Annotated in this window: 20 protein-coding genes; 17 read left to right on the plus strand and 3 right to left on the minus strand. The window is 64.0% G+C overall.

Annotated features, from left to right (window positions below):
• Position 1: 1 nt before the first annotated feature.
• The 17 genes from EN804_RS06725 (at position 2) to EN804_RS06805 (ending at position 16741) form a co-directional block, all read left to right on the plus strand.
• The gene (locus tag EN804_RS06725) at positions 2 to 622 is read left to right on the plus strand and encodes a hypothetical protein (protein WP_135918965.1); all 621 of its coding nucleotides are present in this window, start codon (positions 2 to 4) and stop codon (positions 620 to 622) included.
• Positions 619 to 2004: a MotB family protein gene (locus EN804_RS06730; RefSeq protein ID WP_135918966.1), complete on the plus strand. Its 1386-nt coding sequence runs from the start codon at positions 619 to 621 to the stop codon at positions 2002 to 2004. Before EN804_RS06725 ends, EN804_RS06730 begins: the two co-directional genes overlap by 4 nt.
• The gene (locus tag EN804_RS06735) at positions 2001 to 3371 is read left to right on the plus strand and encodes a chemotaxis protein MotC (RefSeq protein ID WP_135918967.1); all 1371 of its coding nucleotides are present in this window, start codon (positions 2001 to 2003) and stop codon (positions 3369 to 3371) included. The genes EN804_RS06730 and EN804_RS06735 overlap by 4 nt, the downstream gene beginning before the upstream one ends.
• Positions 3372 to 3649: 278 nt before the next feature.
• Positions 3650 to 4747: a flagellar hook-length control protein FliK gene (locus EN804_RS06740; protein ID WP_246693376.1), complete on the plus strand. Its 1098-nt coding sequence runs from the start codon at positions 3650 to 3652 to the stop codon at positions 4745 to 4747.
• Positions 4677 to 5264 (plus strand): transglycosylase SLT domain-containing protein, encoded by a 588-nt coding sequence (locus tag EN804_RS06745; RefSeq protein WP_167531313.1) that lies wholly within the window; start codon positions 4677 to 4679, stop codon positions 5262 to 5264. Before EN804_RS06740 ends, EN804_RS06745 begins: the two co-directional genes overlap by 71 nt.
• A gap of 223 nt (positions 5265 to 5487) precedes the next feature.
• A complete protein-coding gene (locus EN804_RS06750) occupies positions 5488 to 6156 on the plus strand; it encodes a response regulator transcription factor (protein WP_015315897.1) in 669 nt (222 codons plus the stop codon).
• A gap of 79 nt (positions 6157 to 6235) precedes the next feature.
• On the plus strand, positions 6236 to 7495 hold the full coding sequence (locus tag EN804_RS06755; RefSeq protein ID WP_135881293.1) for a flagellar hook protein FlgE: 1260 nt from the start codon (positions 6236 to 6238) through the stop codon (positions 7493 to 7495).
• Between the two features lie 26 nt (positions 7496 to 7521).
• A complete protein-coding gene (flgK, locus tag EN804_RS06760) occupies positions 7522 to 8976 on the plus strand; it encodes a flagellar hook-associated protein FlgK (RefSeq protein WP_135918969.1) in 1455 nt (484 codons plus the stop codon).
• Between the two features lie 3 nt (positions 8977 to 8979).
• Positions 8980 to 10023, plus strand: coding sequence for a flagellar hook-associated family protein (locus EN804_RS06765; protein ID WP_127280388.1), 1044 nt, complete (start codon positions 8980 to 8982; stop codon positions 10021 to 10023).
• Positions 10024 to 10055: 32 nt separating this feature from the next.
• Entirely contained in the window at positions 10056 to 10403 is a 348-nt protein-coding gene (gene flaF / locus EN804_RS06770) for a flagellar biosynthesis regulator FlaF (RefSeq protein ID WP_127869879.1), read from the plus strand.
• Complete coding sequence (flbT, locus tag EN804_RS06775) at positions 10400 to 10843, plus strand: flagellar biosynthesis repressor FlbT (protein WP_127869880.1); 444 nt, start codon at positions 10400 to 10402, stop codon at positions 10841 to 10843. The genes flaF and flbT overlap by 4 nt, the downstream gene beginning before the upstream one ends.
• Positions 10843 to 11250 (plus strand): flagellar hook assembly protein FlgD, encoded by a 408-nt coding sequence (flgD, locus tag EN804_RS06780; RefSeq protein WP_127280391.1) that lies wholly within the window; start codon positions 10843 to 10845, stop codon positions 11248 to 11250. The genes flbT and flgD overlap by 1 nt, the downstream gene beginning before the upstream one ends.
• A 12-nt stretch (positions 11251 to 11262) precedes the next feature.
• The gene (gene fliQ / locus EN804_RS06785; RefSeq protein ID WP_013893193.1) at positions 11263 to 11529 is read left to right on the plus strand and encodes a flagellar biosynthesis protein FliQ; all 267 of its coding nucleotides are present in this window, start codon (positions 11263 to 11265) and stop codon (positions 11527 to 11529) included.
• Positions 11530 to 11705: 176 nt separating this feature from the next.
• Positions 11706 to 13574 carry an asparagine synthase (glutamine-hydrolyzing) gene (gene asnB / locus EN804_RS06790; RefSeq protein ID WP_135918970.1) on the plus strand — a complete coding sequence of 623 codons (1869 nt, stop codon included), beginning with the start codon at positions 11706 to 11708 and terminating at the stop codon, positions 13572 to 13574.
• Positions 13575 to 13730: 156 nt separating this feature from the next.
• Complete coding sequence (locus EN804_RS06795) at positions 13731 to 15374, plus strand: MFS transporter (RefSeq protein WP_135865573.1); 1644 nt, start codon at positions 13731 to 13733, stop codon at positions 15372 to 15374.
• A gap of 133 nt (positions 15375 to 15507) precedes the next feature.
• Complete coding sequence (locus EN804_RS06800) at positions 15508 to 16023, plus strand: DUF488 domain-containing protein (RefSeq protein WP_135865575.1); 516 nt, start codon at positions 15508 to 15510, stop codon at positions 16021 to 16023.
• Positions 15962 to 16741, plus strand: a complete 780-nt coding sequence (locus EN804_RS06805) for a hypothetical protein (RefSeq protein ID WP_246693377.1) — start codon at positions 15962 to 15964, stop codon at positions 16739 to 16741. Before EN804_RS06800 ends, EN804_RS06805 begins: the two co-directional genes overlap by 62 nt.
• A gap of 487 nt (positions 16742 to 17228) precedes the next feature.
• Here EN804_RS06805 and EN804_RS06815 read toward each other — a convergent pair whose 3' ends face one another.
• The 3 genes from EN804_RS06815 to EN804_RS06825 form a co-directional block, all read right to left on the minus strand.
• Positions 17229 to 19010 carry a chloride channel protein gene (locus EN804_RS06815; protein ID WP_135918972.1) on the minus strand — a complete coding sequence of 594 codons (1782 nt, stop codon included), beginning with the start codon at positions 19008 to 19010 and terminating at the stop codon, positions 17229 to 17231.
• Positions 19011 to 19164: 154 nt separating this feature from the next.
• Complete coding sequence (locus tag EN804_RS06820) at positions 19165 to 19674, minus strand: cupin domain-containing protein (RefSeq protein WP_135918973.1); 510 nt, start codon at positions 19672 to 19674, stop codon at positions 19165 to 19167.
• Positions 19675 to 19698: 24 nt separating this feature from the next.
• Positions 19699 to 20427: an NAD(P)-dependent oxidoreductase gene (locus tag EN804_RS06825; RefSeq protein ID WP_135918974.1), complete on the minus strand. Its 729-nt coding sequence runs from the start codon at positions 20425 to 20427 to the stop codon at positions 19699 to 19701.
• Between the last annotated feature and the right edge of the window lie 42 nt (positions 20428 to 20469).

Genomic DNA, 20469 nt, shown 5'->3' on the forward strand with positions numbered 1-20469 from the left:
CATGCCCTCCGCAGCCCTCTTCGATCTTCTTCCGGACTTCGGCACGCGCGCGCAACGCGCCAGCCAGCCCCAGCCCGCCGCCGAGCACAAGCCCGAGGCGGCGGCACCGCCGGCCGATATCGGCACGCTGATCGCCGAGGCGGTTGCCCAGGCGGAGGCGGCGCTCGGCGAACGGCTTGCCGCGACCCATCAAGCAGCGCTGGAAGCGGAACGCCAGGCAAATGCCGAGGAAGCGAGGGCGTTTCTCGACAGCTTCGGTGGCGATGTCGGTAAGGCGGTTTCGTCGCGGCTCGACGCCATGGAGGCGCGCGTGACGGATCTTGTCGGCGCCACGGTCGCCCGCATCATCGGCGGCGTTGTCAGCGACGATCTGCGCAAGCGCTCGCTTGAAGCGCTCGCCGGCGCGATCCGCGAAGCCGTCCGCGATGGCGAAGCCGTGCGCATCGCTGTCCGCGGGCCACTCTCGCTGTCCGAAACGCTGAAGGCATCGCTTGGGCCGCGCGCCGAAAATCTCGACTTCATCGAGGCGCCCGGCTTCGACCTGACGGTCACCATCGACGAGGCCGTGTTCGAGACGCACATGGCCGAATGGTCGGCAACCCTTTCCGAGGTCCTGTCATGAGCGTCGCCGATGCCGATCACGGCAGGCACGAGATCATCATCGTGCGGCGCGGGCATGACGACCACGACGAAGGTCATCATGGCGGCGTCTGGAAGATCGCCTTCGCCGACTTCATGACCGCGATGATGTGCTTCTTCCTGGTCATGTGGCTGATCAATGCCGCCAACGAACAAACCAAGGCGGCCGTCGCCAGCTACTTCAATCCCGTCAAGCTGGTCGATCGCGAGTCGAGCCGCAAGGGCCTCCAGGATCTCGGCAATGGGCCGCGCTCGGTCGGGCTGATGGCCGACGAACCGCAGGAAGCGATAACCAAGGCCGGGCAGGACGGCAGCGGCGCCGCGGGCTCATCCAACCGCAAGCAAGACAAGCAGGAACCGCAGCAGTCGCAACAGTCCGACGAGCATCTCTTCGCCGACCCCTATGCGGTGCTCTCGGAGATCGCCACGGAGACCGGCGTCATGCAGAATGTCAGCCAGAAAGGCGACGGCGGCGCGCAGAATTCTGGTCCGGCGACGGGCGCCTCGGGCGGCGCGTCCTACCGCGATCCCTTCGAGCCTGACTTCTGGTCGCAGCAGGTCGCCGCACCTGGCGCCGAGGCGAGTGCCCAGCGCCCCAGGGTCGAGGGCGATCCGCTCAAGCCCGGCGACAAGGCTGCCGAGACACAGATCGCCAAGGTCAAGGCCGTGCCGCCGGCACCACCGATCAAGGACGCACCGCTGGAGCCGTTGGCCGGGGATGGCAAGGATGCCGCCGCGGCAACGGCCAAGGCCGGCGATGTGAAAGCTGGGGATGCCAAGGCCGGGGATGCCAAGGCGGGCAACGCCAAGGCTGGAGACAGCAAAGCTGCGGATACGCCCAAGGCCGTCGCGCAGCAGGAGGCCGCAAAGCCCGAGGCGGCGGACAAGGCTCCGACCGCCGCCGCGGTGAAAGCGGCCGCCGACGTCAAGCAGCAGCTTGCCGATGCCTTCAAGCCCGGCGACAAGCTGCATGACGGTGTCTCGGTCGAAGCCACCGACAAGGGTGTCGTCATCTCCATCACCGATCAGCTCGACTTCGGCATGTTCGAGGTCGGATCGGCGGTGCCGAGCCGTGAACTGGTGCTGGCGATGGAGAAGATCGGCCGCATCGTCAACAGCCAGAAGGGCACCATCAGCATCAACGGCCACACCGATGCGCGCCCTTTCCGCAGCGCCAACTACGACAATTGGCGGCTGTCGACGGCGCGCGCGCATTCGGCCTACTACATGCTCGTGCGTGGTGGCGTCGATGAACGCCGTATCACCGAGGTTGCCGGCTTCGCGGATCGCCAGCCCAAGGATCCGGCAGACCCGATGTCGGCGGCCAACCGCCGCATCGAGATCCTGATGGCGACCGGCGGATGAAGAGGGGGGCGCTGACCAGCCGCCTGACAGGCCTGTTGCTGCTGGCCGCGGCGTGTCCGTCCACGGGCCTCGCCCAGGATACGCTGCAGCCCTATCAGCTGGTGCGCTCGTTGCAGCTCGTCCAGGACCGTATCGCGGCCGGCGATCATGCCGCGATGCCGATGCAGGCCAAATTGCTCGAGATGACCGATGCCCGGTTGCGCGCCGCGGATGCCGAGGATTTCAAGGATCCCAAGAATTTTCGCGCGCTGCTGGTCTACGGCATGAGCGGCGGCAATCCGGTGACCGTCGAGGCGGCCGTATCGCGCGCCGCCTCCGATCCGCGGAACCTTGCCATCGCCAAAGGCGTGATCGGCTATCTGAACGGCCGGCCCGGCGAGGCGATCGAAGCCTTGAGGCCGATCGACCCGATGACCCAGCCAAGCGATCTCGGCGCGTTCCTCGCTTTGGTCAAAGGGTCACTGCTCGCCACGGACCAGCCGGCCGCCGCGCTGATGCTGCTCGATGAGGCCAAGCTGCTCAGCCCCGGCACTCTGGTCGAGGAAGCGGCTTTGCGGCGCTCGGTCGGCATTGCGGTGACGCAAGGCGACGCGGCACGGTTCGCGCTTGCCTCGACCCAATATGTCGAGCGCTATCTCTATTCGCCTTACGCCAGCCAGTTCGCCGACTCCTTCGTCTCCGGCGTCATCGCACTGCACATGTCAATCAGCCAGGACAAGCTTGCCGACATCACCTCGATGATGGATCCCGAGCGCGAGAAAGTGATCTATCTGCGCATCGCCCGCCGCGCCGCGATTGACGGCATGAGCGACTTGTCGGCCTTCGCCTCGGCACGGGCCGAACAGGGTCGCGACGGCAACACCAATCAGGGCGATCCGCGCGCCCTGCTCTATTCCAGCCTGTCCACGGTGACCTCCGATACCATCGAGGACGTGCGCGCCAAACTGGGCAAGATCGACCGCGGCAAATTGTCGGACGGCGACCGCGCCTTGCTCGACGCGGCCCAGGCCATCGCCGGCGAAGTGGTGGCGCCGCCTGCCTCACTTGCGGCCGCAAATCCGGCGCCCGCACCAGTGGTGCCGGCACCCGAACCGGAGGTTGCGGCGGTGCCGACCACTGATGCCGCCGGATTGCCCCCCGTCGAGGGCGCCGTCTCCGAACGGCCGGCCGTGGCGCCATCCCTGGCCGCCGCGCCTGCTGCGCCGAACGCATCCGCGCCGGCAACCGACGCGGCAACCGCCCTGCCGGCATCGGCGCCGGCGACCTCGGCCAGCGCCGACACGACAGACCCGACCGACGCCGCCATGACAAAAACCCGTCGACAGCTCGACCTGATCGACCAGATGCTTGGAGCCGCCCCGAAATGACCCCCAGCCTCGGCCCGGCCCTGCCAGGATTTACCGCCGCGCGCACGGCCGAGCAGCCGGCCGCGCCTGGAAAGAAGGACGACACCGGTTTCGGCAAGATGGTGCACGGCGGCGCGAGCCCTGCCAATTCGGAAAAGCAGCCACCGGCCGAGGCCGGCTCTCGCGATCCGCGCTGGAGCAGGCTTGCGGCAGACCTTGCGGCGAAGACTGGCGAGGATGAGCCGATGCCCGCAGGCAAGGCAAGGACCACGCCGAGTGGATCATCTGCCGCGAAATCCATGAAGGACGGCAAGGACACCGGGACGGACAAGGATGCCGATGCCGACGCGTCGGCCATCGAACCGGGTGCAACCGCGCTCGACGAGCATCTGCCGCTGCTGATGGCGTTTCATGACCTGCGCCATTTCTCGACGTCAGCCAAGTCGGCCGACTCGAGCGCGGGCGAAACAGGACAGGACGCCGCTGTCGTTGGACAGCTTCCCTCGAAGGGCTATCGGCAGAAATCCGCCGCCGCCAGTGACGGTCTCGACCCCATCTCCAAGCCTGAGCGGGTATCGCTCGCAGACGGGCCGTTGACCAAACTCGACGGTCAGCTCGTCCGCGATGCCGCCGGCGCGCCAAGACACGACGGCATGATCGAGGCCGGCCCCCTGCCCGAGACATCCGCGGAGGTGCCGGGCGTGGAGACGAAGCAGGCGGCGCCGCAGCTGAAATCCATCGCCGACCTTCAGTCTTCATTGCGGTCCGAACCAGGAAAACAGCAGTCGGCGGCGGCACGCATCGACGTCGTTTCCGAGCGCAGCTTCCCCGCGCCGCCGCAGGCCCCGATGAGCCAGGCGGCCCTCAACGTGATCGGCGCCATTTCAGCCGACGGCGGCCCGAACCAGGCGCTCGCCACGGCGTCCGCGACCGCTCAGCTGACGGGCTCTGTTGCCGTTCCGACACATGTCTTGAAGATCGAACTTCACCCGGCCGAACTGGGCATGGTCACGGCCCATCTTCGGCTCTCCGGAGAACAACTGTCGATTGAGTTGAAGCCCGAAACACACGATGCCTATCGCCGGCTTTCCAGCGACAGCGAAGCGATCGTCAAGTCGCTGCGCGGGCTCGGTTTCGAGGTTGACAAGGTGACCATCCTGCAACCATCGATTGCAGTCACCTCCACAACCCGGACGGATACAACCGCCTCCGTGAGCGCGGCACCCGGCCGCGATCCATCATCCTTCCAGCCCGGAAACTCCGGCGGCGGCAATAATGGGGCCGGTGGCCAGCAGTCGGGTCAGCATTCCGCAAGGGGTAGCCATGATGATGCGCAAACACACGGCCGCGTCGCTTCGCCTTCTCGCGAGCGCGCTGGCGGCGATATATTTATCTAGCCTCGCGAGCAGCGCCGGCGCCGCCACCAATCCCTGCGAACCTGAGATCCTGCGTGCCGCCGACCGCTATGGCGTGCCCGCCGGCATCCTCTATGCGGTCGGGTTGACGGAAACCGGCAACAAGGGCAGTCTTCAGCCCAACGCATTGAATATAGAAGGAAAAGCAGTCTTTCCGAGAAGCCGAACCGAAGCGCTTGCCGCCTTCGCCAACGCCCAGCGCGAGGGCAAGACGCTGATCGATCTCGGCTGCATGCAGATCAACCATCACTACCACGCCTCGCATTTCCGCAGCGTCGAGGACATGCTCGACCCACGCCAGAACGTCGACTACGCGGCGCGCTTCCTGGCCAGCCTCCATGCCCGCCACGAGACCTGGTCGATGGCCGTCGCCCGCTATCATGCCGGTCCCGACAACGACCCGGCGCAGAAGGTCTATGTCTGCAGGGTGATCGCCAACATGGTTGCCACCGGCTTTGGCAAATGGACCACGAACGCGCGCACCTTCTGCAACCCGTAAGCGCATTTTCTGCTTCTAATACATCAATCCCCGACTGCGGAGCGGTTCGGCACGACTTGGTCAAGACTTGCACCCGCAAGCATATCTGGCTGCACGCTAATGCAACCGATCCGATTCCAGACTCCCAAGAAACTAGTTATAAGAAATGACGGTTGTTCAGGATTCCCGGCAGCGGATACGCCTTTCCCCACGGGGCAAATGTGCTGATTCGGAGGCGGGGCCGATGATCGTTATCGTTGACGAGCGAGAGCTCGTGACAGAGGGCTACAATTCACTTTTCGACCGCGAGGGGATCGCCTGCGCCGGTTTCGCACCGGGCGAATTCGGCGAGTGGGTCAACTCGGCCGCCGACACCGATCTGCGCTCGGTCCGGGCCTTCCTGATCGGCGATTGCCGTGACGGCGCGATCTCGCCGCGCCAGATCCGCGACCGCACCGGGGCTCCGGTCATTGCGCTCAGCGAGCAGCATTCGCTGGAAAACACGCTGCGGTTGTTCGAGAGCGGCGTCGACGACGTCATCCGCAAGCCGGTGCACATCCGCGAAATCCTGGCCCGCATCACCGCCATCCGCCGACGCGCCAGCGAGGACGTCGCCTATACCGAGATCGGCGCCATGCGCATCTTCATGGACGGCCGCGATCCCGAGATCGACGGCCAGCCTTTGCCCTTGCCGCGCCGCGAGCGCCGTATCCTGGAATATCTGGCGAGCAACCGCGGCCGCCGCGTCACCAAGACCCAGGTGTTCAACGCCATCTACGGCATCTTCGACGAAGAGGTCGAGGAGAACGTGGTGGAGAGCCACATCAGCAAGTTGCGCAAGAAACTGCGCGAGAAGCTGGGCACCGACCCTATCGATTCCAAGCGCTTCCTCGGCTACCGGCTCGTGTTCTGATGCGGCGCCGCGCCAGCCTCGCGCAAGACAGGACGCGTAGCCTCGAAGCCAGTGGCATGGATATTGCGGAGACATCTCGATGAGCCTCTACGGAATGATGCGGACCGGCGTTTCCGGCATGAACGCACAGGCAAACCGCTTGTCGACGACAGCCGACAACATCGCCAACTCCGACACCACCGGCTACAAGCGGTCCTCGGCTGAATTTTCGACGCTGATCATGCCGTCGACAGGCGGCGCCTATAATTCCGGCGGCGTCACCACGACGATCCGCCAGGCGGTCAGCGATCCGGGCGTGCTTCAATACACGACATCGGTTTCCGACCTTGCCGTCAGCGGCGATGGCTTCTTCGTCGTCCAGGATCCCAGCGGCACGCCTTTCCTGACCCGCGCCGGCGCCTTCGTGCCCGACGCACAGGGCCGGCTGGTCAATGCCGCCGGCTTTCAGCTGATGGCCTACAGCTACGCCAATGGCACGCCGGCGGCGACAGTGAACGGCTTCGAAGGTCTCGAGCCGGTCGTCATCTCCGACCAGGGACTGACCGCGACACCGAGCACCGAGGGTAATTTCAGTGGCAATCTGCCGGCGGGCGCGACACCGGTCGCTGCCGCCAACCTGCCCAGCGCCAACGCCGCCACCGCACAGTACACTCAGAAAACGTCGATGGTCGCCTATGACAATCTCGGCAACAAGAAGCTGCTCGACGTCTATTTCACCAACACCGGCACCGGCACCTGGGAGGTAGCAGTCTTCGATCAGTCGAAGGCAACGCCTGGAACCGGTTTTCCCTACGCCGCCGGCGGCGCGCTCGGCTCAGCCAACCTGACCTTCGATACCACGACGGGCAAGCTGACCGGCACACCCACAGGCATTTCATTCACCGTGCCGGGTGGCGCCAGCCTCAATCTCGACTTGTCGAAGCTGACCCAGCTCGGGACCGGATTCACCGTTTCCGATGCCCAGGTCAACGGCAATGCGCCGAGCACCATCGACAAGATCCAGATCAGCAAGGATGGCACCATCTACGCTCAGTACAAGGATGGCACCTCCAAGCCGCTCTACAAGATTCCGCTGGCCGACGTGCAGAGCCCCGACCAGCTCAAGGCGCTGCCTGGCAACGTCTACGCGCAAGGCACTGAGTCCGGCGCGGTCCGTGTCGGCTTTGCCAATGAAGGCAAGGCCGGCTCGATCATCTCCGGCGCGCTCGAGAATTCCAACGTCGATATCGCCGAGGAATTGACCGACATGATCGCGGCCCAGCGCAGCTATACCGCCAATTCGAAAGTCTTCCAGACCGGTTCCGATCTGATGGACGTCCTTGTCAACCTGAAGAGATAACCGGGCTCCGCCCGTGAAAGACCAGCATGTCGCTTTCCACCGCACTGAGCATCGCCCAATCGGCGCTTCTGGCCACCTCGCGGCAGACAAGCGTCGTCACGCGCAATGTGGCAGACGCCGACAATCCGAACTATTCGCGCCGCATCGCGCTCGTCACCAGCACGAGCCCCGGCGCACGTTCGGTTGATGTCCAGCGTGCAGCCAACGACCTGCTGTTTCGCCAGAACCTCGGCGCCCTGTCCGCCTACGCCGGCCAGAGCGCGCTTTACAGCGGCATGGATCAGCTCGACGTTTCAGTGAATGGCGTCGACAACGCCTCCTCACCTTCGACTGCGATCGGCAACCTGCAGCAGGCGCTGCAACTATACGCGACCTCGCCGTCCAACCAGAATCTTGGCGCGAGCGTCATCGACGCGGCCAAACAGGTCGTGCGGTCCCTGAATGAAGGCTCCAAGGCCATTCAGGACTTTCGTACCCAAACCGACGGCCAGATCGATACCGCCGTCAAAGATCTCAACTCGCTGCTCAACCAGTTCCAGGATGCCAACACGGCGGTCATGTCCGGAACCCGTTCCGGCACCGACGTTTCCGATGCGCTAGACCAACGCGACGCATTGTTGAAGAAGATCGCCAATTACATTCCGGTATCGACCTTCACGCGTGGCGACAATGACATGGTCATCACCACGGGTGACGGCACGACATTGTTCGAGACGATCCCACGCACCGTCAGCTTCGCCCCATCTTCGGGCTATGCCGCGGGTGCGGCCGGCAACACCGTCTATATCGACAACGTACCGGTCTCGGCGGGCAGCGGCGGCAACACCACCGCCAGCGGCACGATTGCCGGCCTGCTGCAATTGCGTGACGGCGTCGCCTCGACAATGCAGGGCCAGCTCGACGAAACCGCGCGCGGCCTGATCACCGCCTTTGCCGAAACGGCACCGTCGATGCCCAACGCGGCAGGCCTGTTCACCTGGCCGGGCGCACCGGCGGTGCCAGCCGCAGGCACGCTCGTCGATGGCATTGCTGGAACGATCAAGATCAATGCCGCTATGGACCCCAGCGCCGGCGGCAACCCGACATTGCTGCGCGACGGGGGCGCCAACGGCGCCGCCTACATCGCCAACACCACTGGCGGGCCTTCATACTCCAATCTTCTGGTCGCCTATGGCGACCAGCTCGACAAGCCGATGACGTTCGATCCCTCGGCCGGGATTTCGGCAACCTCCAGCGTTGCCGACTACGCCGCCAATTCGATAGGCTGGTTGCAGGGCATTCGTCAGCAGGCTTCGACCGCCGCCGACGCCAAAGAAGCCCTGGCACAGCGCAGTGCCGATGCCTTGTCCAACGCAACCGGCGTCAATGTCGATCAGGAAATGTCGCTGATGCTCGATCTCGAGCACACCTATCAGGCATCCGCCCGGATGATGAAGACCGTCGACGACATGATGACGGCGCTGTTGAACGCGGTGGGATAAGCCATGACCTTCGTCTCCTCTGCTGCCCTTACGAATGCCATGCGCTATCAGCAGATGCGCATGCAAGCCGATCTCGTCAAAGCCACGAAGGAGTCCTCGACCGGCAAGGTCGCCGATGTCGGTCTGGCACTTGGTGGACGTACCGCCCAGTCCGTTACCTTTTCGCGCGACCTCGACCGGCTCAACGTCATTGTCGATTCCAACGGACTGGTGGCCGCCCGGCTCTCGTCGACCCAGACTTCGCTCGGCCAGCTCTCCAACGTCGCGCAGACTTTCCTGTCCAGCCTGACCACCGCATCGTCGGGCGACAACTCAGACAGCCTGACCCAATCGACCGGCCAGACAACTATCCAGCAGCTTACGTCGATCCTCAACACGAGCGTCAACGGCGAATATCTGTTCGCTGGCACCAACACCGACGTCAAGCCGATCAACGATTTCACCGCCGCCGGCTCTCCCGCCAAGGCTGCCTTCGACGCCTCCTTCGTCGCCAAATTCGGCTTCACGCCCGCTGACCCGCTCGCGGCCAACATCACCGCGGCCCAGATGGACGATTTCATCACCAACTATGTCACGCCGCAGTTCCTCGGCGCGGGCTGGCAGACCAACATGTCGAATGCCACCGACCAGCAGATCGTCAGCCGCATCGCGCTCAACGAAACCACCGAGACCTCGACCGGCGCCAACAACGACGGCATCAGGAAGCTCGCCATGGCGGCGGCCATGGTCTCCAGCCTGATGTCCACCAATATCAGCCAGGCGGCAAAGGACAGCATCATCGACCACTCGCAGAAACTGGTCGGCGAGGCGCTGAGCGGCATCGCGCAGGTCCAATCCCAGACCGGTATCGTCCAGAAGCGCGTGTCCGACGCCAGCGACCGTATGAAAACGCAGATCGACCTGTTCGAACGGCACATTCTGGATCTCGAAGCAGTCGATCCGGCGGAAGCCGCGACCCGCGTCGCCGACCTGACGCAGCATATCGAGACGTCCTTTGCTCTGACGGCGCGCCTGCAGCAGCTCAGCCTGTTGAATTACCTGACCTGAAAGCACTCTGAACCGGAACGGTAGAGCCAACGATGTACCAATTCTCCTACGCCGACGTCCAAAGCACCTCCGTCACGGACGCCAAGGACCGCGAGCGCGAGCTGCTGACCCGCTCGATCGACATGCTGTCGGCCGCGGCGGCGGCCGGCCGGGATTCGATGGAGGCCGTGGAGGCACTGAATTTCACCAACCGTATCTGGACTGTCTTCGTCGAAGACCTCGGCTCCAGCGACAATGCGCTCCCCAAGGAATTGCGCGCCAACCTGATTTCCATCGGCCTGTGGCTGCTGCGCGAGGCGGAGGACATCCGCCAGGGCCGCACCGACAATTTCGAGGGGCTGATCGAAGTATCCCAGATCATCCGCGACGGCATTCAATGACCAACACGCTGAAGATATCACTGAAGCCCAACGAGAAGATCTACATCAACGGCGCGGTCATCCGCGTCGACCGCAAGGTCACCGTCGAGCTGATGAACGACGTGCAGTTCCTGCTCGAGAGCCACGTGATCCAGGCCGACGAGGCGTCGACGCCATTGCGGCAGCTCTACTTCATCGTGCAGGTCATGCTGATGAACCCCGCTGGTGCCGATGAAGCGCGCGAGATGTTCCGCCGCTCGCTGCCGCTGCTCATTGCAAGCTTCGAAGACGCCGAGATCGGCAACGCGCTGAAACAGGTCGACCGCATGGTCGGCGAGGATCACATCTACGAGGCCTTGAAGGCGATCCGTTCGCTTTATCCTCTCGAACGCCGCGCGCTTGGCGGCAATGACGACGTTCCGGGCGCCGCGCGCCCGCTGGCCGTGGGAGCACGATACTAATGACCGTGGACATGACGACTTCGATACCGGTTGGCGCCAACCAGACCACCACGCAGACCGCCAAGACCGCTGTCGACTACAACTCGTTCCTGAAACTTCTGATCGCCGAGATGAAGAACCAGGATCCGACCAAGCCGATGGATTCGACGCAGTACGTCGCCCAGCTCGCCACCTTCTCGCAGGTCGAGCAGTCAGTGCAGACCAACACCAAGCTCGACCAGATCATGCAGTCGTCGGCGCTGTCGCAGGCCGACGCTCTCATAGGCCGCAACATCACCTCGGCCGATGGCAAGACCACGGGCACGGTGGCGTCGGTGACGCTTGGCAGCAACGGACTGATCGCGGTGCTGCAGGATGGCACCACGGTCCCCGTCGGCGCGGGCGTATCGATCAAGCCGGCGAGCTAGGCCAACCGCCACATGAATGAGGCCGACGCTCTCGACATCGTCCAGTATGCGGTGTGGACGGTGCTGACCGCCTCCGCGCCGGTGGTGCTGGTCGCAATGGCGGTCGGCATCGGCATCGCGCTCATCCAGGCACTGACGCAGGTCCAGGAGATCACCTTGACCTTCGTGCCCAAAATCGTCGCCATCATGCTTGTGGTGGCGCTTACGGGTCCCTTCATCGGCGGCCAGATATCGGCTTTCACCAATGTCATCTTCGAGCGCATCCAGAACGGTTTCTGATCTGGAACCTTCCGGGACGGTGCGGCTTCCCTTGGGAATGCCCTGAAAGCGGCGGCCCGCTTGCGGTTGACCCGGTTCCGGCTAGATTGCCGTGTTGGCCACTCCCGGCCAGGCGATCGTTTTGTCCCAATGGCTTCTCGCAGAACCCCGGACCAGCCCAGACCGGCCGGCACGCCATGTGCGGCATAGCCGGCGTCTGGCGCAAACGCGATCCGATCAGCGGCGGCGACATCGCCGACGTCAACAGCATGATGCAGGCGCTGGCCCATCGCGGGCCCGACGACCATGCCAGCTGGAACGACGGCCGGCTGGCGCTCGGTCACCGGCGGCTGTCGATCATCGATCTGTCCGCGCAGGCGCGCGAGCCCATGCTCACGGCCTGTGGCAAGGGCGTGCTGGTCTACAATGGCGAGGTCTACAATTATCGCTCGCTGCGGGACGCGCTGGAGGCTGAGGGCAGGCGGTTCCGGACGGTCTCGGATACAGAGGTGGTTCTCGAAGCGCTGCATCACTGGGGGCCGGACAAGGCGATCCCGATGTTCGACGGCATGTTCGCCATCGCCTATTTCGACGCGCGTGCCGGCGCCCTGTGGCTCGCGCGCGATCGTCTCGGCATCAAGCCGATGTCGGTGGCCGAGACGGGCGAGCGAATCCTGTTCGCCTCCGAGGACAAGGCGATCCTGGCCTGCGATGGCGTTGCACGGAGCGTGGATGCGCGCGAGATCACCTTGCGCCTTGCCTGGCAGAGCCGTGACTCCTGTTCCAGCCTGTTCCAGGGCATAGAGCGGCTGCCGCCGGCAGGCCTGTGGAAGATCAGCGATGCCGGCATTGAGAAGCGCTGTTTCTGGCATGTCCTCGATGCGCTCGACCCCGCCCGCATCGTTGGCGATACGACCAGCGACGCCGAGCACATGGCAACACTGGAAGCGCTGATCAAGGACAGCGTCGAGCTCCATTGCATCGCCGATACCAGCCTGGCCGCGGCCTGCAGCGGCGGTGTCGATTCTGGTCTCGTCACCACGCTGGCCAAACGGTTCAGGCCGGAGATGACGGCCTATGTCGTCGATCCCGGCATTGGCCACAGCGAAGCCGATGACGCCGAGCGCACCGCCAGCCAAGCCCATGTGCCGCTGAACAGGGTGCCGGTCGACAAGGACCGGTTCCTCGACCTATGGCCGAAGACCATCTGGCATCTGGAAAGCGACGGTTGGCATGCAAGCCATGTCTGCCTGCTCGCGCTCGCCGAGCAGTGCCGGGCCGATGGCATCAAGGTGCTGCTGACCGGTGAAGGCGCCGACGAACTCTTTGGCGGCTACGACTGGCAGGAAGCCAGCCTGAAATTGTGGCGGCCCTGGTCCTGGCCGAGGCGGCTGTTTCTTTCGAAGCGAAGCCTGACCCGCAAATTCGAGCGCCAGCGTCATGCCCCGTTCCGCACATCGATCGCGGGTGGCCATGCCTGGGATCGCAACGTCGTGCTCAGGGCGCTTTCGCCGGAATTGAATTTCCTTCAGGCGAAGATTTTCGACCGGCTCGAGCCGGTGACGCCGCTTGGCGACCGCGCCTTCCTTGGATGCTGCCTTCACGACATGTATTCGCATCTGCAGGATCTGCTGAACCGGCATGACCGGCTCAGCATGGCGGCCTCGGTTGAGCTCAGGGTGCCGTTCCTCGAAAACCGGCTGATCGACTTCGCGATCCATCTGCCTCGGCGACACAAATACCGCCAGAAGCAAGGAAAATGGCTTTTGAAGAAAGTCGCGGAAAAACACATTCCACTTCAGAACGTGAGGGCCAGGAAGAACGGTTTCCAGGTATCGGCGAACTTCACAGCCGGCACCGAGTCCCTGTTGCATGGCGGCTTTCTGCGCGATGCGATGAAGTGGCCGGCATCTTCGGTCGCGGACCTGATCGACCTCGCCAGGCGCGATCAGGCCTCGAGGCTTCGGCTGGTGGGAATGGAGCTTTTCCTTCGTCTCCATGCCGGCGGCCAATCCACCGGCCACCTGACCGAGGCACTGCACGCGGCCGTCGCCGAGGCGCGCTGAAACGTCAGAGGCGTGTGGCCCTTCGCTATCCCCTTGTTGGACCATGATCTTCCCCGCAAGGCATTCGCGCTTTGCGCCGCGATGCCATAGTTTCGGCAAATCATGCGGGGAAACGGATCACCGCAAGGATCAGCGCGCCGTGGCAGGAACCCACCGATGATTGACGAAAAGCCGGATAGCGAAAGCGTCTCGGCGCTGGCGCCGTTCCGGCACGGCATCTTCCGCGCCGTATGGGGCGCAAGTCTCGTCTCCAATTTCGGCGGCTTGATCCAGGGCGTCGGCGCCGCCTGGATGATGACCACCATCGCCACCTCGCCCTATCAGGTCGCCCTGGTCCAGGCCTCGACCACCTTGCCGATCATGCTGTTCGCGCTTGTCGCCGGCGCCATCGCCGACAGCTTCGACCGCCGCAAGGTGATGCTGGTCGCCCAGACCTTCATGCTGGTCGTTTCGGTGCTTCTGACCGCGTTCACCTATCTGGACCTGATCACGCCGTGGACGCTGCTGGCCTTTACCTTCCTGATCGACAGCGGCACGGCGCTCAACAGCCCGTCATGGCAGGCCTCCGTCGGCGACATCGTTCCGCGCAACAAGGTGCCTGCCGCCGTGGCGCTGAATTCCATGGGGTTCAACCTGACCCGCAGCGTCGGCCCGGCGATCGGCGGCATCATCGTCGCGGCCGCCGGCGCGGCCGCCGCCTTCGCGGCGAACGCGGTGAGCTATATCGGCCTCATCGTCGTGCTGGCACGCTGGAAACCGGATCTACCGGTCTCGACCTTGCCGCGCGAGTCATTGGGGGCCGCCATGGGCGCCGGCCTGCGTTACGTCGCCATGTCGCCCAACATCGGCAAGGTGCTGGTCAGGGGCGCGGCCTTTGGCTTCAGCGCCGGCGCGGTGCTGGCGCTGCTGCCGCTGGTGGCGCGCGACGTCGTCAAGGGCGACGCGCTGACCTACGGCATCATGCTGGGCGCCTTCGGCATCGGTGCCGTCGGCGGCGCGCTGATCAGCGTGCGGCTGCGGCAGTTGCTCTCCAGCGAGACGATGGTGCGCTGTGCCTTCGCCGGCTTCGCTGCCTGCGCCTTCAACGCCGCCATCAGCCAGCATGCCTGGCAGACCTCGCTCGGCCTGCTGGTCGGCGGAGCCTGCTGGGTGATCGCGCTGTCCCATTTCAACGTCACCGTGCAGATGGCGACACCGCGCTGGGTGGTCGGCCGGGTCCTGTCTGTCTACCAGACCGCCACCTTCGGCGGCATCGCACTGGGCAGCTGGATCTGGGGTGTCGTTGCCGATGCGCATGGTGCCGAGACGGCGCTGATCGCCGCGGCCATCGCCATGCTGGCCGGCGGCGCCATCGGCCTCGTACTGCCGCTGCCGCAGCAGCAGGTGCTCAACCTCGACCCGCTCAACCGCTTCAAGGAACCGCACCTCGCGCTCGACCTCAAGCCGCGCAGCGGCCCGATCGCCATCATGATCGAATATGTGATCCGGCGCGAGGACGAGGCGGAATTCCTCGCCACCATGGCCGAGCGCGGCCGCATCCGCCGCCGTGACGGCGCCCGTAACTGGACGCTGGCGCGCGATCTCGAAAATCCGTCGATCTGGATCGAGCATTACCACACGCCGACCTGGCTCGAATATGTCAGGCATAACGGCCGCATCACCCATGCCGATGCCATGGTCGGCGAACGCTTGCGGGCGCTGCACTCGGGCGACGAGCCGCCGCGCGTGCGCCGCGTCATCGAGCGCCCGACGACAGCCGGCACGGCTCTGGTGCCGGCCAAGGGACCGATCGAGCACTGACAGTGGTTCTATGACGATCTGAAACGTTTTCTTCAGGGGCAAGTGAAACAATCTGTGACGCCATGCGTGATCGCCTCAGGTCGACGCCAGCTCTAAATGCAAGTATTCGAGACACCGAGGTTGAGGAATCGCAATGAGCGTCGTTTACACGATTGGATACGAAGGGACGGACATTGAACGGTTTGTCGCAACTTTAAAAGCGGTGGGCATAGAGCGTCTGGCAGACGTCCGCGCGGTTGCGCTCTCCCGCAAGAAGGGATTCTCTAAGAAGGCTTTATCGACTCGGCTCGAAGCAGAGGGCATCGAATATTTGCACTTCATTGATCTCGGCGATCCAAAACCCGGAAGGGACGCCGCCCGCGCGGGATTTTTTGACAAATTCCGTGCTATATACTCAGCACACCTTGATTCTGACGATGCTCAATCGTCCCTCAGGGAGCTAGTGGTCGTGGCGGGGGAAAAGCCTACGTGCCTGCTATGCTTCGAACGCGATCCGGTGACCTGTCATAGGTCCATCGTCGCGGGGGCCATGACGGAGTCGGCGGAGTTCGAGGTCTGCGATCTTTACGGAGACAGCCCCGAACGCTATGTCCGGAACGCCCCAAGAATGCCGCGTTACCATCCTCGTGAAGGCGTTGCCGCAGCCTAGCAAGCTGTATGGTGAGACTGTTTGCTGCGCAGGTGTAACGCCCGACGGGAAATGGAAGCGCCTCTACCCCATTCGGTTTCGACACCTTTCCGGCAAAACTAGTTTCAAACGATGGGACCAAGTTCGATTTCGTTATTCCAAACCTCGCCGAGACAAGCGGGAGGAAAGCTGTCACGTCCATGAGGAGAGTATCGAGATACTTGGCGAGCTTTCGCGTAAAGAGCGATCCCGGGCATTTGATCCACTGATCCTCCCCTCCGTCGCCGAAGCCGCACGTCGCGGTCAATCTTTGGCACTGATCCGGCCAATTGACCCGAACTTCCAATGGAAACGAAAAACCGACGCTGCGATGGCAGAGGAGCGTGAAGCTTACGCGAAAGCTGCACGTCAAGGATCGTTACTCGACAGGGAATTGGAGGCGTTGGAACCCACCCCATACGAGTTCAGGTTCAGGTTCGGCGACGATGAGGCTGAGCACACCTATGTGGATGGTGATTGGGAAGCACATGCAATGTTCTACAACGGTATCCGCAGCGGTAAGTCTGAAGCAGATGTGCTCGAATGGATGAATCGTACATTTAACGTTGAATACCCTGCAAGGGGTATGGCTTTTGCCGTGGGAAACCAAGCGAAGCGTCCGCAAACATGGCAGCTTCTCGGAGTACTTCGGCTTGACGAGCTTTCGGGGGCCGAGAAAGCCCAAGGAAGTTTGTTCTGAAACCCTGTCCCAGTTTTCGCAAGTACGTAAAGCTAAACCCTGAAGGACGCAGGATGACCAAACTTCCTCTACCACGGCTTCGTCGAGTTCCAGAGGCTTTCAAAAAAGAATTGGAGGAATATCGGAACGCTCACCCAACGCCTAGGTCACCATGTATAGATCAGACTGAAGCCGAGATCGAAGCCTATTACCGCACCGCGCTCCTGGGTATGAGCGCCGTCGTCCGAAACACGCAAGGCCACGGTCTCCTTTATCACGTTGCTGAAATCGAGGGGACCAATCCAGCCCGAGGGCGCGTTTACGTGAAAGGTCACGGAGCGTTCTACATGAAGCACGGCAAGAACTGTTATCATCCTAAGGGGCAGATCAGCTTGATAGTGCCAACCCAGCTGGTGCTTCAATGGACACAGGAGCATCCCAAAGGTGAGATGGGATATACAATCTTCAGGTAACGATTCATCCGAGTGCCATCCACAGGCCCGCGCCTTTATCCCTCCCCCGACAGGTCCCGGCGCGCCTTTTCGAGTTCCTCGGCATAGCGCCGCATCAAATGGCCCTCGGTCAGCAGACCGAGCACGATGTGGTCGGCGAAATCCTCGACCACGGCCAGTGCCTCGGCGCCGGCGCGCTGGAAGGTCTCGGCGGCGGCCTGCACGTTCATGCTCGGCACCAGCACGGCATCCTTGTACTGGGCAAGATCGCGCACCGTCGCCTCGCCTCCGGAAGGATCGCTGTGCAGTTCGGCCACGATCAGCACGCCGACATACTCATCCCCCGGATCGACGGCGATTACGCGCTGGGCCGACCCCAGCGGGAATTCCTTGCGGAAGGCGGCCAGCGTCGTCGACGCATCGATGGTCTTGATATCCTTGCGCATCATCGAGCCGACGGTCAGGCTGCGCATCCAGCCGACATCGTGGGCGCTGCGGATCGTCTCGCCGCGCAGGTGGAAGCGCCAGGTCGAGAACGAATAGCCGAAGGTCTCGCGCACCAGGATCGCCGCCATGATCGAGGCGGCCAGCACCACGCCGGTGAGCGTCAGGTCGCGTGTCGATTCCAGCGCCAGGAAGGTCATGGTCAGCGGACCCCCGACGACACCGACGGCAAGCGACGTCATGCCGACGACGGCGGCGACGGAGGGGTCGATGCCAGTGGCTGGCGAGACGAGCGCCATGACACCGGCAAACGCCTTGCCGAGCAGCGCGCCGAGGAACAGCGAGGCGAAGAACAATCCGCCGCGAAAGCCCGAGCCAAGCGAGATGGCCGACGCCGCCAGTTTCAGCACGAAGACGCTCGCCACCACCGCCAGCCCGTAATTCATGGCGAACTCGCGATGCAGCGCGCCGTGGCCGCTGGACAGGACCTGCGGCGTGATCAGCCCCAGGAGCCCGACCAGGACACCGCCGATGACGGGGCGCAGCGAGGCATCGACCGACAGCCTGTTGAAACCGCGTTCGATCAGCGTGACCAGTTGCATGATGGCGATCGAGGCCGCCCCGCCAAGCAGGCCGAGCAGCAGGAACGGCACATATTGGCTGGCGGTGAGTTGCGGCAACCCTGAGAGCTCGAGCGGAAACGGCACGCCGCCGAACACTTCCGCCGTCAGCGAGGCGGAGATCGCCGCGGTCATGACCGGCGCGACATTGGCGACCGAGTAGATGCCGATGACCAGTTCGAAACCGTAGAAGGCGCCGGTCAGCGGCGCATCGAAGGCGGCGGCTATGGCGCCGGCGGCGCCGCAGCCGACCAGGATGCGGACATCGTTGCGGCGCAACCGGAAGGCGCGCGCCAGCCGCGAGGCGACGCCGGAGCCGACCTGCGTATAGCCGGCCTCCAGGCCGACCGAAGCGCCGAAGCCGCTGGAAATCATCGTCTGGACGACGATGATGAAGGTATCGGTCAGTGACATGCGCCCGCCATAGAGCGCGTTGGCCTCGATCGGGTCGACCGGCGTGCGGAATTTCCGAAGCCTGAGCCAGACCACCGATATCCCGAGCAGGATGCCGCCGATCGCCGGGATCAGTGCCTGCATCGGATCGGCAAGTGAGAACATGCCGGACAGCCGGCCGCCGGGCTGGACACCGAACAGAAGCCCGTGCAGATCCTGCACGATCTGGCTCATCGCGGTGACCAGCATGCCTGCCATGACGCCGACAACGCCCGCCAGGATGACCACGGCAATGCCGCGCGCCTCCAGCAGAGGGATTGACCTCAGAAGCACCGCGCGCAGCCGGCGGGCGTAGACTTGGGGTTGGTTTCTGGAAAGCACGGGGCGGCTCGCCGATATCAAAGGCAAAGGAAGACCCGCCTGATACGCCGGGCGGCACGTCGTGACAACCACAATGCCGACATCGAAGGCGCCAATATGGCCGCGATGCCGCCCGCCTTTCCAGCCCTGGATCGGAAAGCCACCGGCGCGGTGGTCAATCCGGGATCGTCAGCGGGCCGCAATCGTCGTCGGCAATGAAGGTCGCCAGCAGTTCGGCCGGCTCCGTCGTGCTGGCATTCTCGGCGAAGAGATGGATCGCCCCGGGCGGCTCGAACCATGTTTGTCCCTGCGCATAGGTGCCGACGGGGCCGCCCGCCAGTTGTGAACGCAGCGTACCCTTCAGCACGAAGGCGCTGACCGAGCCCGGATGCCGATGGCGGGGCGTATAAGCATTTGGAGGAAATGCGACGACGACCGTGGTGATCGACTTGCCCGGTACGTTGGGTAGCCCTTCACAGGAGACAGGCGTGACGACCGTCTTGGGCCGTGCGGCGGAGCTACCTTCGGCAGCGCCTTCCATGTTCATGTGCGTTTCCATGCCGACCGGCTCGACAGCCATCAAACCCGGACCGGTCCACTTGGCCGCCAGCGCGAACAGAACCGCGACGGCACTGACGGCGATCAGGGACTGGCCGGTCCGCAAACGAGCTTGATGGGTGATCATGTCGATGTCTCCGAGCGGATTGGTTCAGGCGGGCAAGCGGAAATCGGCGCACCAGCCGAGTTCCTCGGCCGCCTTTCGCGTCGAGACGGCCTCATTGGGTTCGGTAATGTTGAAGATGCCTGGCGCGCCCTTGTCCAGTGCAAGCAGCGCCGCATAGGCAGCCGCATCGACATGCAGCGGCGACGCGCCGGCGGGCGTGTCCGCTCCTGTTCCGGGGCCGTAGAGCTGGCCATAGCGCAGGACGATGCCGGCGAATGGTGCATTGAGCACGGCCGTTTCGAGCGCGATGACCCCGCCGACGCTGATTCCGCGATTGCCGCTCGCGCCGCTATCCAGCGGATCGGCCTCGGCATGCGGCTCGGAGCCTGGCGCGAAGGCCCAGGCGATGCTTTGCGCCACCATGCGCCTGACGCCGGATGCGACGGCCGCGGCGACCAGATTGCGTGTGCCCTCCTCGCGGATGCGGGCGTTGCCCACGACAGCTTCGGCCATGCGGCTCGGGTCCAGGCCTGCCGGCAGGTCGGTCAATTGGTGGACGACGATGTCGGGGCGGGCAGCACGCATCGCCCGCGACAGTGCGTCGGCATCGAACACGTCCACAACCGCTGGCTCGACGCCAAGGGTCCCTAATTTGGCGGCTCTGTCGGCATTGCGCGTAGTGCCCGTCACCTGATGGCCGGCGGCCAGGAGTTGCGGGATCAGCCGCTGCCCGATGGCGCCCGAAGCGCCGGCGAGAAAAATCCGATAGGCCATCGTCATCGTCCTTGCTCTGCTATAATCTCAGGGTTCGAACAA

This window comes from Mesorhizobium sp. M8A.F.Ca.ET.161.01.1.1, from assembly GCF_004792105.1.
Classification (GTDB): domain Bacteria; phylum Pseudomonadota; class Alphaproteobacteria; order Rhizobiales; family Rhizobiaceae; genus Mesorhizobium.